At 66.2% G+C, this 13679-nt stretch carries 15 protein-coding genes, 1 tRNA gene and 1 pseudogene; 10 read left to right on the forward strand and 7 right to left on the reverse strand.

The features are described from left to right. The first annotated feature begins 87 nt into the window (after positions 1–87). Positions 88–1002, forward strand: a complete 915-nt coding sequence (locus ACYVN4_RS44030; protein ID WP_460730074.1) for an aminoglycoside phosphotransferase family protein — start codon at positions 88–90, stop codon at positions 1000–1002. Between the two features lie 5 nt (positions 1003–1007). Here ACYVN4_RS44030 and ACYVN4_RS44035 read toward each other — a convergent pair whose 3' ends face one another. After that, positions 1008–1232, reverse strand: coding sequence for a hypothetical protein (locus ACYVN4_RS44035; RefSeq protein ID WP_460730076.1), 225 nt, complete (start codon positions 1230–1232; stop codon positions 1008–1010). A 189-nt stretch (positions 1233–1421) separates the two neighbouring features. On the opposite strand from ACYVN4_RS44035, the gene ACYVN4_RS44040 reads away from it, so the two are divergent. Further along, positions 1422–1751, forward strand: coding sequence for a hypothetical protein (locus ACYVN4_RS44040; protein WP_460730078.1), 330 nt, complete (start codon positions 1422–1424; stop codon positions 1749–1751). A gap of 82 nt (positions 1752–1833) precedes the next feature. Here ACYVN4_RS44040 and ACYVN4_RS44045 read toward each other — a convergent pair whose 3' ends face one another. Both ACYVN4_RS44045 and ACYVN4_RS44050 read right to left on the reverse strand, forming a co-directional pair. Further along, the gene (locus tag ACYVN4_RS44045; protein WP_460730250.1) at positions 1834–2256 is read right to left on the reverse strand and encodes a DUF732 domain-containing protein; all 423 of its coding nucleotides are present in this window, start codon (positions 2254–2256) and stop codon (positions 1834–1836) included. 131 nt (positions 2257–2387) lie between these two features. Beyond that, positions 2388–3722: a neutral zinc metallopeptidase gene (locus ACYVN4_RS44050; protein ID WP_460730080.1), complete on the reverse strand. Its 1335-nt coding sequence runs from the start codon at positions 3720–3722 to the stop codon at positions 2388–2390. 219 nt (positions 3723–3941) lie between these two features. Between ACYVN4_RS44050 and ACYVN4_RS44055 the strand changes: the two genes are divergently transcribed. The 5 genes and pseudogenes from ACYVN4_RS44055 (at position 3942) to ACYVN4_RS44075 (ending at position 6632) form a co-directional block, all read left to right on the forward strand. After that, complete coding sequence (locus ACYVN4_RS44055) at positions 3942–4643, forward strand: LpqN/LpqT family lipoprotein (RefSeq protein WP_460730082.1); 702 nt, start codon at positions 3942–3944, stop codon at positions 4641–4643. Between the two features lie 20 nt (positions 4644–4663). Beyond that, positions 4664–4966 (forward strand): DUF4333 domain-containing protein, encoded by a 303-nt coding sequence (locus tag ACYVN4_RS44060; protein ID WP_460730084.1) that lies wholly within the window; start codon positions 4664–4666, stop codon positions 4964–4966. Positions 4967–4994: 28 nt separating this feature from the next. Further along, a pseudogene (locus ACYVN4_RS44065) lies at positions 4995–5372 on the forward strand (TM2 domain-containing protein); the annotation flags it as partial. A gap of 11 nt (positions 5373–5383) precedes the next feature. Continuing rightward, positions 5384–5734: a hypothetical protein gene (locus ACYVN4_RS44070; protein ID WP_460730086.1), complete on the forward strand. Its 351-nt coding sequence runs from the start codon at positions 5384–5386 to the stop codon at positions 5732–5734. A 4-nt stretch (positions 5735–5738) separates the two neighbouring features. Then, on the forward strand, positions 5739–6632 hold the full coding sequence (locus ACYVN4_RS44075) for a hypothetical protein (protein ID WP_460730088.1): 894 nt from the start codon (positions 5739–5741) through the stop codon (positions 6630–6632). A gap of 9 nt (positions 6633–6641) precedes the next feature. Here ACYVN4_RS44075 and ACYVN4_RS44080 read toward each other — a convergent pair whose 3' ends face one another. Then, positions 6642–9722, reverse strand: coding sequence for a BTAD domain-containing putative transcriptional regulator (locus ACYVN4_RS44080; protein ID WP_460730090.1), 3081 nt, complete (start codon positions 9720–9722; stop codon positions 6642–6644). A gap of 503 nt (positions 9723–10225) precedes the next feature. Here ACYVN4_RS44080 and ACYVN4_RS44085 point away from each other — a divergent pair. Then, entirely contained in the window at positions 10226–10675 is a 450-nt protein-coding gene (locus tag ACYVN4_RS44085; RefSeq protein ID WP_460730092.1) for a VOC family protein, read from the forward strand. 423 nt (positions 10676–11098) lie between these two features. Here the strand turns inward: ACYVN4_RS44085 and ACYVN4_RS44090 are convergent, their stop codons facing one another. Continuing rightward, on the reverse strand, positions 11099–11695 hold the full coding sequence (locus ACYVN4_RS44090; RefSeq protein WP_460730094.1) for a TetR/AcrR family transcriptional regulator: 597 nt from the start codon (positions 11693–11695) through the stop codon (positions 11099–11101). An 82-nt stretch (positions 11696–11777) separates the two neighbouring features. On the opposite strand from ACYVN4_RS44090, the gene ACYVN4_RS44095 reads away from it, so the two are divergent. Beyond that, the gene (locus ACYVN4_RS44095) at positions 11778–12710 is read left to right on the forward strand and encodes an NADP-dependent oxidoreductase (RefSeq protein WP_460730096.1); all 933 of its coding nucleotides are present in this window, start codon (positions 11778–11780) and stop codon (positions 12708–12710) included. Between the two features lie 149 nt (positions 12711–12859). On the opposite strand, the gene ACYVN4_RS44100 is transcribed toward ACYVN4_RS44095, so the two are convergent. Next, positions 12860–13333 carry a hypothetical protein gene (locus ACYVN4_RS44100; RefSeq protein ID WP_460730097.1) on the reverse strand — a complete coding sequence of 158 codons (474 nt, stop codon included), beginning with the start codon at positions 13331–13333 and terminating at the stop codon, positions 12860–12862. Between the two features lie 21 nt (positions 13334–13354). Here ACYVN4_RS44100 and ACYVN4_RS44105 point away from each other — a divergent pair, with 21 nt between their 5' ends. Further along, on the forward strand, positions 13355–13504 hold the full coding sequence (locus ACYVN4_RS44105) for a hypothetical protein (protein WP_460730099.1): 150 nt from the start codon (positions 13355–13357) through the stop codon (positions 13502–13504). A gap of 42 nt (positions 13505–13546) precedes the next feature. Here the strand turns inward: ACYVN4_RS44105 and ACYVN4_RS44110 are convergent. Beyond that, positions 13547–13620, reverse strand: a tRNA-Met gene (locus tag ACYVN4_RS44110). Positions 13621–13679 lie beyond the last annotated feature (59 nt).

Here is a 13679-nt window from a genome sequence, read left to right on the forward strand (position 1 = left end):
GCATCACCTGTTTCGCCTGAACAAAACCATTGTTGCGCTGACCTATTGAAACCACAGGCATTATGGTGCGTTCGGGTGTCTCATAGGGTGGTGATCGAGATCCCAGATGCTTTTGCGCAGATCAAGTTCGCCAACGAGGGTGAGCGCGGGCGCGCCTGGGTTGCGACCTTGCCCGGGTTGCTGGAGGAGCTTCTGGGACGATGGTCATGCACTCCGACGGGACCGGTGATGCACGGTCAGGTCGGAGTCGTGGTGCCGGTGCACCGCCACGACCTCCCGCCCGCGGTGATCAAGGTGTCATTCCCTCACGCGGACAACGTCCATGGCGCGGATGCGTACGCGGCATGGGACGGGCGAGGCGCGGTTCGGTTGTTCGCGCGTGATGACGACCGCTTCGCGATGTTGTTGGAGCAAGCATCGCAACGGACGTTGGCCTCGGTGACAGATCCCGAGGAAGCCCTCACCATTCAGGGGGAGCTCACACGCAGGCTGGCCGTACCCGCCCCGGCCGGACTGCCGCGACTGTCCGAGCAGATCGAGCGCTGGGAGCATGAAATCTTCACCACGGCAGGCGAATTCGGTAATCCTCTGCCAAAGAGAGTGCTCGACGCCGCGAGGGCCACATTGCGTGAACTCGGCCCGGACCAACCCGAAATGCTGGTGCACGCAGACCTGCACGACGCCAATATTCTGGCTTCCGATCGCGAGTCCTGGCTGGCGATCGACCCCAAGGTCAAGGTGGGAGATCCAGCACACGACGCGCTCTATGTCATCTTCAGCCCCCGGCACGAGCAGCTGTACACGTCGCCGAATTTTGCGACAGAGGTAACGCGATACCTCGACATCTACTGCGCCGCCGCCAACCTCGACCCCGACAGAGTACGCCGGTGGACCCAGGTCGGAGCAGTCAGAGAAGCCCTGTGGGGTCGACAAAACCGCGATCCGGACCGGCTGATCCAGGCCGCCGACCGGCTGGCTCGAGCTCTCACCACCTCGCAGTAGAGCGGTCATTCGCCTGGCTTCGACCAGCGCTGCCCGTTGATCTTCCGCCGCGCCGCGCAGCCTGGTTCGCGGTTGTGACCGGTTCTCGCCACCGGGATCATCGCGCCTCTTGCAGTCGCGCCGCGTATGGATGGTTGGTCGGGGCTGTCGATGCCGAGATTGCGGGGATAGGTCAGCGGCCGTGGATAACTCATTTGCCCATGGAATTGGCGGCACGCGGCTTCGATCATCGGCGGTCTACCCTGCCGGAGCGGCCGAACGAGGCCGCGAACCACGGGGAGGTCGTCATCACTGCTTCAGCCCGGGGCGCGTTGTGGGCCGCAGCTCTAGTGGTCCTCGCTCTGTTGGGAGCCGAAGGCTGTGGGGTTTCCCATGATTGGTGGGCGAAGCCGCCGACCGGAACGGACACACCGGATTCGATGTGCGAACGGTCTGCCGATCCGGGAAAACCGACGGTGGCGCTGTTCGGGCTCTCGGACACCGGTGTCCTGAGCTACAGCCTGACCCGTTCACCCACCGCGGCAAAGGTGGTGCCGTGCGGCCGCATCCAGACCGCACCACTGGCGAAGAACGTCACCGTCACCGCACGGCCCTACTCCACGATGTGCGGTCTCCAGGTCGCGGCTGCGGACTGCACGGTAATCGCGATGAAGGCCCAGGCCGACCGCTGGGGTGTGTCGAATCCGATCGCAGGACTCCGCATTGCCGACGGCAAGGTGGTCGAGATCATCGAATCCTACCGCGACTGATCCAGCGACGGCGGGAGAGAGAAGACCGCGGGCGGGTGATCGTAGAGGTCGAGGATGCTGCCGATAAGTGTGCTGACGACCGTTAGAAGGAAGGCAGTTTGGGGGCGTTGTCCTGACAGAGATTGCCTACAGCCAGGAAGACGTACTTCGCGGCCCACTCGGTGGTCAAGGGCGGCTCCCATTGGGCAACAACCTGATCGGCGGAGTTCCCCTCATCGAGGTCCGTGCAGATCTGCCCACCGATATGGATGGCGGTGGCTTCGTCTTGGAGAACATGCGGATCGCCAAGGCGTTTCAACGCGGCGACGAAGTTGTTCGCGGCAGTCGGGTTGTCCTCGGCGCGGAAGATCCGATGGCCGGGCTCGCTCGCCACGGTGGCCGGGTGAGTTGGCGCGGTAGCGCTGACCGGGACGGTCCATGCGGACAACACTGCTGGTTGGTCGCCCGCTGCCGAGCATCCCGACACTACGACGAGCATGGCAAGCAGCGGCAGTAGCGGAGCCATCTTCACGATGCAGGACCCTAGCCATTGCTGAACGTGATTGGGGCTGACACCGAGGAATTGCCACGGGTGTCAGTCGGCGCGCGAAAGCCGCTGCTGATCGCGTCCCGCGCCGGCGGAAGCGGCCAGCGGCGTTACTTCGTTGCGAGATCTGGAGTGGTGCAGGCGTTTGCGCCGTTGAGTAGGCCGGTGCGGAAGGCCTCGACTCGCTGGTAGCCCGTGCCCTGGCGGTCGGCATCGCCGTCGCCGTGGAATACCAGCAGCGCGGTCAGTGCCTTGTCCAGGTCGCCGGGAGACATTCGGATTGTGCTGGTCGGGCGGTTTTCCAAGAGGACGCTGGCGCTCCAGCCGCCGGCGAAGCAGTCCGCGCGCAGTGACGCGGTCTTGTCGTCGGTGTTGTCTCCCGCTCGGCTTTCGGCGGCGAACCCGTATTGAGTGGCCAGCAGGGTCGCAACCGCGAAATCTCCGCCGTCGGTGTAGAACTGCGGCATGGCGTCGACGCCGTCGTAGCCGATGTAATCGTCAGGGACGCAATAGAACAGGCTGTAACCCTTGGTCGGCGAGCCGCCGCACGCCGGTGGATTGCGTGGATCGAAGCCCTGGACCTGGCGGAGCGAGTGCCAGGGTTTACCGGTCAATTCGGGATACAGCGCGTGCCAGTAGTCCTCGAGATCGGCGGGGGCCAGCGACAGCACCTGCTCGTACGGTGCGTTGCCGCCGTTGGCCGCGTCCTGGGCCGACCGGAACGGCAGCTCGATCACCGCCGGGTCGCCGTCCTTGTAGGCCTTGCAGGCGGCGGGCCCGCCGTCGAACCCGGTTTGGAACGAGTTGACCCGGTCGAACCCGCTGCCGTGCGCGGAGGCATCGGTCTTATCGGTTCCGGGTTCGTCGCGCAGGGAAAGAAATCCGGCGAGTGCTCGGTCGATGTCCCCGGCGCTCACCGTGAACGAGCTGTGGCCCGCGGCGACGTCGGCGACCCAGGCACCGGCGAAGCAGTCGGCCTGGATCTCCTTGGTCACGGTGATACCGGAGAACTTCGCCCGCGCCTGGATCGCATGTCCCCATTCGTGGGCCAGTACTACCGGAATCACGAAGTCGCCGTAGTTCTTTCGCAGACTCGGCAGCAGTCCTTCGGCATCCCACGCCACCACGTCCGCCTTAGGGCAGTAGAAGGCGTTTCCGGCGATATCGTCCGCTGCGGCCGCACACGGCGGCAGCGGCCCGGTCGATGGCCGCACGGCATAGAATCCGCCGGTTACCGGCTTGTAGTCGCCGCCGTACACCTTCGGGAACTGGTCGGCCCAGTACCGCTGCAGATCCGCAACCGCCTGTGCGGCAATCTTGTTCACCGGGTCCGCGGCGTCGCCATGGATCGTGGCGGTCGGCGCTGCCGGCGTCGTTGTGGTGGTGGACTGCGAACCGGAGCCGCAGGCCGTGGCCGCCAGCGCGAGTGCAGTGGCCACACTCATGGCCAGGATTCCTGAAATTGGCGACCGGGCCATGACTCATCCTTCGATCGGAACCGGAAAATACGGCGGGAATCTAACGAAATCTCTTTGGAGTCGGATTGGATCCATTTCCAATTTCGCTCCAACGGATTTCCAATCGTCCCCGCTTAGCGTTTTCTCGCTCGAACACTCCGAACGTATTGAGGGAACAGAACCATGAGGAATCAGCAGCGTGCCGCCATGACGACCGCAGTCGCGGCATTGGCGATCGCCGTGACATTGACGGGGTGTTCCAGCAGCAAGGACACCGCGACGCCCGCCTCGACGACTTCCGTGAAGTCGACGACCACCACGACGGCGGTGACCTCCAAGAGCAAGTTGGCGCCGCAGACAACGGCGAAAGCGACTGCGGGCCCGAATAAAACGATCGCCGATTACATCACCGATCAGAACATCGTCGAAACCGCCGTACACAATGGCGATGCGGGTGTCCCGCAGGTGGTGCTTCCCTATCCCACCGGATGGGTCAGCGCGGGCGACGACACTCCCGACTACGCGCTCGGCGCCATCGTTTACACCGGGCCCGAGGATGCCGCCGCGTACACCCCGAACATCATCGCGTTGTTGTCGCGGCTCGACGGAAAAGCCGACCCGCAGAAGCTCATCGACTACGCCGGTGGCGAGGTGAAGAACCTGCCGGGATACGGCCAGGTCGGCAACGGCGGCGTGACGGCTGTCGTCTCCGGGTTCCCGGCCTACCGCATCGCGGGAACCTACAACCTCAACGGTGTCGAGGTGGTGTCCGCGCAGGAGACCGTCGTCATCGCCGGCCGCAGTGGACTGTTCGTGCTGCAACTCAACGCCACCGGTTCGCAACAGCAGGCCGACGTGCTGCAGGCCGCGATCGAGGACATCGACAAGCAGATCGCCATCACGGCGTGAGCAACGAGAGGCGAAACCCGATGTCTCGCACCATGACCGCTGCGCTCGCCCTCATGGCGCTCGCCTTGGCGGGTTGCTCCACGGACCGCGCCGTCGACAAGAAGGATGTCGCGAACGAGATCAGCGGCAAGCTGGCCGATCAGGTCGGCCGCAAGCCCGAGAAGGTCGATTGCCCGGCCAACCTGCCCGCCCGCAAGGACGCCACGCTGACGTGCACGCTCACCGACCAGGGCAGCAGCTACGACGTACACGTGACGGTCACCAGCGTCGAGGGTGACCACACGAAGTTCGACATCAAAGTCGACGACAACCCGAAGAACTGACCTCAGGAGACTTGAAATGACCAATCCCTATGAACCCCAGGCTGATCCGGGCATGATCCAGCCGGGCGGACAGCAGCCCTTGCCTCCGCAGTATGGAGCGCCCCAGTATGGCTCGCCCGCAACGGTTCCCCCGCACGGCGTCGATCCGGCGGCGCCCTACGGACGTGACCCGCAGGGGCAACCGTATTCGGACAAGACGAAACTCGTCGCGGGCCTGCTCGGAATTCTGCTGGGCAGTTTCGGTGTCGGCCGGTTCTATCTGGGCTACACCCGGATCGGCGTCGCCCAGATCGCGGTCACCTGGCTCACCTGCGGGCTCGGTGGACTCTGGCCCCTGATCGACGGGGTCATGATGCTGACCGGCAAAGTGCCCGACACGCAGGGCCGTCCGCTCCGCGACAACTGATGGGAGCGATCGTGTCGACCGAGCCACCGCCGCCGCCGCGCGGCCGAACCCGGCAAGAGCGGGGTCGCGATGTCAGTGCGGCCCAACAGGACGCAGAGGCGAAGACTTCGCTGTTCGGACAGTTCCGGGCGGCGGCGAGTCCTCGGTTTCTGCTGTCGCAGGCCGAGGAGTATCCGATCGTCATCAAGCAGTTCCTCCAGTTCTGCTTGATCCTGATCTATCCCGCATGGGTGTTCGTGGTGATCGCTTCCGGTCTCACGTTCGGAGCGTTGTACGGGACGTTCTGGCTGCTGTTGTGGCCGGTGCGAAACCACATGAAGAAGTCCGATCCCGCGGCGTACGCGGCCAGCCAACGGAAGTGAATCCATGCTCTGGCGTCGAAATCCGATCCGCTGCGAGGTGAGCCCGGGCATCGTCCGTCCCGGCGACACGATCACCGTCCGGGTCGTCGCGGATGGGCCGATCGACCGAGTGGACGAGGCGCGAATAGAGTTGGGCTACACCAACTTCTACTCCTATCGGTGGGCCGGTCGCGCGGACTCGGCGGCCGGGGCGGTCTCGGATACGTTGTCGCTGATGGGCGAGGTGGGCACCAACTACGGCGGAGAACGCGACACCTCGGACTGGGTTTCGGCGCTCAGCGTGCCGATTGCGGTGCCGGAAGGTCTATTCCGGGCCGTCGATCAGGAGATCCGCATTCCTTCCTGGTCGCCCGCGTCTTCGCCGGCCTTGGCCCGCTGGGAGTGTCACGCTCACCTGATCCGGTCTCGGCGAAATATGGATGCGCGCTGCGTCTTTCAGGTCGCGGTCGGTAAGGCGGGCCAACCGGCCCCGCCACCCGCTGTCGAACGGATGCTCGGCGACGCCTCCGAGATCGAGATCGCGGTCGATTCCGCGGTCGTGCGGGCGGGCGAGCCGGTGACGGGACTGCTGACGGTCATTCCGACCGCCGATCGGCCCGACGCCGACATCGCGGTGTATCTGGAGCGCAAGCGGCTGTCGCATCCGCTCGAGCGAAATCCGGGAGGGGGTGAGTCGCAGACTGCGCCGATCGTCAAACTCGGTCAGCGCATTCCCATGGCCGAGCGTACTCCGGTGCGCATACCGTTCGAGGTGCCCGTTCCAGCGGATGCCGCCCCTTCGGCGGCCGCGGTGCACTCGTCGCTGGAATGGTCGCTGATCGCCCGGATCTACTACAAGGGATTCTCCACGATGCCCGAACGAGTCCGCCGGAGGCTGGTCGTCGTCAACGCGGACTGAACGCGACGTTCACGCCCCACGGTCGCGGCGGCCGTCGATGTGCTGCGGTGCCGCCGACCGCTCCCCGAGACTGCGCAAGCGTTCCGACACCAGCGGATCCCAGACGTGTTCACCGGACGCGTCGATCTGCAGTTCCGCGCGGTGCAGCAGTTCGCGCGCGGCATTCCGATTCCCGCGCGCGACCTCGATGTCGGCGAGCAGCAACAGATACAGCGGCGCCATGATCCGGGTGCCGTCCTCGGTGCAGACCTCGTAGGCGGCGTGCGCGTCGTCGGCGGTGTCGAGGCGATCCGGCCCGAGCGCCCGCGCCCAGGCGCCGATGAGCCGCGCGGCGGCCGCCATCTGCGCCAAGGTCAGCTCCGACATCTCGGTGGCGAATTCGTCGGCCAGCTGGGCGGTTCCCGCGACGACACCGTGAATCGCATTGATCCACAACAGGGTCAGCCGCACGATGGCGGTGCTGTACAGGTCACCGGAGTCCACGCCCACCGCGATTCCTTCGTGCGCCACCCGCCACGCCCGATCCTTGTCGCCGCGCAGCGCGAAGATCAGTGCCGCGGTCGAGTACAGCCGTACGTCCACCCGGGGGATGAGCCGACCCGCTCCGGGGAGCGGTGGCATCGCGAGCACGAGGTCGATATCGGTCATCGAGGCCTCGAAATCCCCACGCATGCAGCGGATCACCGCACGCGTGTAATGCCCGAACCAGCCTGCGGTCCGATCCTCGCCCGTGGCATACCGTTCGACGAGACCCTCCACGATGACCGCGGCTTCCCGATAGCGCCCCTGTGTGGTGATCAGCCCGACCTGCATGGCGATGACCAGGATCTGGTTCCCGCCCGGTTGCCCACCGGGTTCCAGCGCCCGATCGATCGCCATCCGGGTATCGGCATGTCCGAGCCCCTTGAGCACCTGCCAGACCGTGGCAAGTCGCAGCCACAGCGTGGTCTCGCGGTCGAATCGCGCAGGCTCCCAAGGCAATCGGCTGCATATTTGCAGTGCGCGCTGTGCCAGGATCTCGATGTCGGCGTAGGCCGACCGATCGGCCGCCGCGGCCATCGCGGCATCGGTGATCGCCAGCGCCGTCGCCACCTCCAAGACCTCACCGGCTCGCCACGCATGATCGGCGGTCGCGATCGCCGCCTCATAGGAGCGACGCCCGGCGGCATCCGCCCCGGCGACGGCGATCGCCGCATGCAGCCCGGCCCGCTCGCCCGAGGTCAACTGAGCGGTGACGCAGTCGCGGGTCAGGCCGTGGGTGAACCTGAACCAGCCCGGCCGCCCGGCGGATTCGTCGATCATGCCCGCCTGCCGGGCGATCTCCAGGCAGCCGCGAACGATCATGGTGGACAGCTCCCGCACTGCGGCGACGGTCGCCACGTCGAACTCGGCGCCGAGCACGGCCGCGGTGCTCAGCACCGTCCGGGTCTCCGGATCCAGTCCCGCCATGCGTCGGCGGATGACCCCGGTCACCGCATGCGGCACCGCATCCGCGTCCCATGCCGGGTCGGGCCCGTCGAGCGGTCCGCGGGTTGCCATCAGTCGCACGACTTCACGGACGAAGAACGGATTTCCGCCGCAGCGGCGCTGGATCGCCCGCACGACCGGAGCGCCGGGCCGTGCGCCCGAATGGTGCGCGACCAGTGCGGCGACCGCCTCGTCGTCCAAGCCGCCGAGGTCGATCGTCGAGATGTCGGTGCGCTCGGTCAGCCGCCGATGTTCCTCGTGCACGGCGGCCGCGGGCACTCCGGTCGGCCAGGCCACCAGGACCAGTACCGGTAGCCGATGCAGACGGTCGGCGAGCAGACCCAGCACATCGAACGTCGCGCGGTCGGCACGGTGCGCGTCATCGAGCACCAGCAGCAGCGGCCCCGCACTCGCGAATTCCCGGACGGCCCGGACGATTCCGTCGACGACCGCGAACTGCGAGTCGAACTGCCGGGGCACGGTCGACGATCGAGCCCATTCCGGCCATTCGGGCACCAGGGTGATCAGTTCCGGTGCCGCGCCGCACACGGCCGCGCGCGGCGCGGCACCGAGGTGCTCGCCCAATTCGCGCAACAGTTGAATCCAACCCCACAGCAACGGCTTCTGGACGCCGTCGGGGTGGGTCGCCCAGGCGACGGTGGTGCCCAAACCGCGGGCGTGATCGGTCATCGTCGTGGCGAGGGTGGTCTTGCCGATGCCGCTCTCGCCGGTCAGCACCATCAGGCCACCGCGGCCTTGCCGGGCCGCCTCCGCCATCTCCGCCAGCCAGGTCAGCTCCGCGGTTCTGCCGATCAGGTTCGGCCGCGGCGGCAACGGCCGCGCCTGCCCGAGGATGATCGGCGGATCCGCGGCCGCTTCCGCACCGTCTTCGCACAATTCCCGGAACAGCCGTCGCAACTCGTCGCCGGGCCCGATCCCCAGCTCATGGTCCAGGACCTCGCGGACCCGATCGTAGGCTTGCAGGGCCTCGGCGCGCCGCCCGGATCGGGCCAGCGCGGTCATCAGCTGTACCCACAACCGTTCGTGCACAGGAGATTCCGTGATCGCCACCTCGATCGCGGGTATCACCTCCGCAAACCGGCCCACACTCAGTGCCGCATCGAAACCGGCCTCCACCGCCGCCCTGCGCAACCCCGCCAACCGTTCGATCGCCGGATCGGCGAAGGACCATCCGGCGAACTCCACGAGGGGGTTCCCGGTCCACAGCCGTGCCGCGCGGGTCAACACCTCGTCGGCGGTCCGGGCGTCACCACCGTCCAGCGAACGCCGCCCGGATCCGACCAGTTCCTCGAACCGGTGGATGTCGACGAACTCGCCGCCGATGTCGAGCTGATAGCCCGACGAACGCACGGTCAACTGCGGCCGAGCGGCATCGCCGGGATCGAGCAGGCGCCGCAGATTCGCCACATAGGCTCGCAGCGACGCCAGCGCCTTCGCCGGCGGATGTTCGCCCCAAAGCCCATCCGACAGCTGATCGAATCGAACTACCCCGCCCCGCGCCAGCAGCAACATCGCCAGTACCGCCCGCTGCTTCGGCCCGCCCAGCGCAATCTCCGCGCCCCCGGCCCGCACGCGCATCGGCCCGAAGAGAAAGTACTCCACCTACACACCGTTTCGTTCAGCGGAGCGGTCCCGAGCCCGCTTGCAACCCTGCTCTATCCAGCAAACTCTAAACCGCCCGCCGCATACTTGCGTCGGTAAAAGCGGTGCACCAGCAGCTCCGCGACGTGCGACGGAACAAGATGTTTGCCCAAAATGACCGATTCACTGACAGATTCGCCTCGAGTCGGTAGAACGGGACGGCCGCAGCGCCTGTCGGCGAACGCATCAGTATGCCGAATGCGGTACGCCTCCCTGGAGCGGTGCCGCTGGGTCGGTCGCTGCCATCGTGGTTCAGCCGATCGCGGCCGGTCGGAGCTGACATCGTGGGATGATCACTGTGGCAGTTGGGCCAGAGCTGTGCCACACATGGGCCCGAGCGCCGTGGGAAGGCAATGTCAGGCCGATGGCGGTGGGGCGGAACAAGCGAGAATCGCTGGGATCGCAGCAGCGGCTTCGGTCCCCCGGCAGGCGGGATGTGAGGCCCAACCAGTGGAGGTGCCGAGTTGGTCGAACCAATACAGACCGGACCCGGAATTGTGGCGGCTCACTTCATCGTCTCGGACGATGTCGAGCGCTCCCAGCATTTCTACACCGAAGTACTCGGCGGCAGAGTGGTCTTCTCTGGAGGGCCCATCTACGTGGCATTGGCCAACATTTTTGTCATCATCAACGTGGGCGGAGGTCCGACCGACGACAAACCGTCGGTTGTCTTGGAGACGCCACCCGATCCTGACCGAGTCAGCAGCTTCCTCAATCTCCGGGTCGAGGACATCCACGCGGTTTACGCCGAATGGAGCGCCCGGGGCGCCCAATTCCTGACGCCGCCGAAACAGCACCGGTACGAGATTCGTTGTTACATACGCGATCCGGACGGCTATCTGATCGAGGTGGGGCAAACGACCGATCCCGAAGGGGACTGGTCGCCCTGGTTGCGAACCCCCGTGGTCCCATGACTATTGAGACAGCAGCAAGGCCGCGTCGATATCCGCTCCAGGTAGCCGCAGATCGCGCTGACCCAAGCGGCCAGCGTGACACTCGCGAAAATCAAGCGGCCGTTGCGACCCGAGGCCGGCGGAACGTCCTGCATTGCCGAATGTCGAGTGGCACAAAATGGAGGACAAACCAGCCGAACATCTCCAGGATGTGCCACTCGGCGACGAGATATCTTCTGGTGCTGGTGATTACGACTTCGGTATTGCTGGGGAGGGTGTGGGATCGGCGGCGGTCGGCCAGTGTCCGAGGATCCGGAACTGCCGCGTGGCGTGCTGACCGAACCGGCCAGCGCGGCGGGCGGGAGATCAAGTGACGGTGTCGGTCTGAGGTCAGCTGTACGCGACCCTGATCGAGCGTGGGAGACGTTTGGTCGCGAGCAGCGATCAACTGTGGCGCCCCTTCCTGTGAGTCGGGGCGTTCGGTGTGTTTGTGGTGAGGATGGCGAGTAGGTCCGCGGCGCTGTCGGCCAGAAGTTGGGTGTGGTCGGCATTTTCGTCGGACATCCACCGTCGGCCGGTCTGGCGGAGGATGGCCAGGCCCGCGTCGGTGGCCAGGCGTGCGGTTCGGGGCTCGATACCGCGGCGCTCGAGGGCGGCGGTCAGGGCTTCCGAGAGGGCGGAGAGTTTGATCAGTTCGCGTTCGAGCAGGGGCGGATTGGCGGCGATGACCGCGGATCGCTCCCGCAGGAACTCGCGGGGGCGGATCACCTCGGGTGCCTTGGCGAACGCGGCCATCAGCATGGTCAGCGCATCCGCGCCCTCGGGTGCCGCCTCGATGGCGGCGACGAAGCACTGCTCGAGCTCCTCGCCGCCGAAGAGCACCTCGCGCTTGTCGGGGAACCAGCGATAGAAGGACCGTTCGGTGAGGCCCGCGCGCTTGGCGATCTGCGCGACCGTCGTGCGGTCGTAACCCTGTTCGGCGAACAGGTCCAGTGCCGCGCGCTCCAGGCGAGCGCGCGTATTGCCTTCCCATCGTGCCATCCCCTCAGCATAGTGACAGCAGATGCTGTCGTCAGCTACCGTGAGTGATGACAGCATCTGCTGTCACTAGTCAGGAGGCTTCATGCGCACCCTTCGCTTTCACGAATACGGGTCACCCCTCGACGTCGTACGGCTCGACGAAGCCGACCTTCCCACGCCGGGTCAGGGTCAGATCCGCATCGCCGTCCAGGCCTGCGGGCTGAACCCCGCCGACTGGGCACTGTGCAACGGCCTGTTCGCAGACACCCTTCCCCGCGGTATCGGACTCGAGGTGTCCGGCATCGTCGATGCCATCGGCTCCCGCGTCACCGGTGTCGAGGTCGGCGACCCGATTCTCGGCCCGGCCCCGTTTCGGGGTGCCACGGCCGGTGCGTCCGACCACGCAGTTCTGGACCGCTGGTTCCCGCGCCCACCGACCCTCGACCCGATTGCCGCCGCCGCGCTGCCGATGGCGGTCGAGACGGCTCATCACGGCCTGGCCGGTCTCGGTGTTCCCGAATCAGCCGACGGCATCACGGTATTCGTCAACGGCGCGGGAACCACCGTCGGATACGCCGCAGTGCAGATGGCGTTGCGACGAGGCGCCCGGGTCATCGCCTCCGCGGGCAAGACCTACGCCGATGCGTTGCGCGCATTGGGCGCCCAGATCACCGACTACGGCGCGGGCATGGCCGAGCGGGTCCTGGAGCTGTCCGACGGCCGCGTCGACCTCGCCCTGGACACCGCACCGGTGAGCAACTGCCTGCCCGAGGTCATCCGAACCGTCGGCAAACCAGCAGACGCGCTGACCGTCACCGACTTCGCCGCGGCTCACGAACTGGGCGCGCGAACCCAGTTCAGCGACAACGCCATCCACGACCCGGGCGAGGTGCTGGGCGACTACGCCAGGTTGGCCGCTGACGGCAAGTTCACGGTGCCGGTCGCCCGCACCTTCCCATTGGAGGACTGGCGCACGGCTGCGGCACTGAGCCTGTCCGGCCGGGCCGGCGGCAAACTGATCCTCCGGCTGCCATGACCACGAGGCTCACGGCCACCTCCATGCAACGTGAAACCATTCCGCGACAACCACACTGAGCGCAAACGGAGACGATCACGCAACCTGGCCCACATCCGGAAATGCCGCATACCGCTCTGTCGGGAGCGGTCAGCGTGGCACGTCGGAAGTCAACTGGCGGTGTGAGTCTGAGTTCTGCGGGCGTCCGCGCGGTCCCCTTTGCAGGTATCGAGGTGTACGGCGGACAGGTAGTGCGTGCTTTGGAGGTTGACGTCCGCGGGCAGTAGGAGCTTGCGGTCCGGCGGGCTGAGAGCCTCGGCCAGTTCGTGGATCGGGTAGCCGAAGAGGTCGTAGTCGCCGAAGGCGACCGGAATGTCGGCGGCTCGGTCCAGGCCGTACTCCCGCTCGATGATCAAGTGTCCCAAGGTCTGCTCGGCGCACGCGGTGCAGGAGTAGGCCGTGACCAGAATGCCGTGGTGGACGAAGAAGAAGGTCCAGTGTGTTCCGCACATCCACCCGCCGACATGGATGTCCGCCAGAGTCGACGCCGTCCACTGCGCCGAATGCTCGGTCATGCCGAATCGCAGGACGCCTGCGTTCGCCGGGAGGACAAGCCCGGTGCTGGGCAGCAATCGAAAGGTCACTCGAATAGTCTGCCTGCTCAGGTGGTTCGGACCAGCGAGCTGCGGCCGACCGAACATCCGCAACTGCCGCATGCCGCGCTGACCGATCCGGTCAGCGCGTCGAGGCGGGAGATCAAGAATCAGCGCCGATCCGAGGCTCCGTCGGGCTACATCGACCTCGACAAAGATTGAAAGGCGGTCCTGGAACCTATTGGCCAGGACCGCCTTTCGTAGTAGCGGGGACAGGATTTGAACCTGCGACCTCTGGGTTATGAGCCCAGCGAGCTACCGAGCTGCTCCACCCCGCGTCGGGTGAACAGAACAGTACATGGGTGGGGGCGGATTACCAAAACGGTGGTTTGGCTGG

This window comes from Nocardia heshunensis, assembly GCF_054782115.1.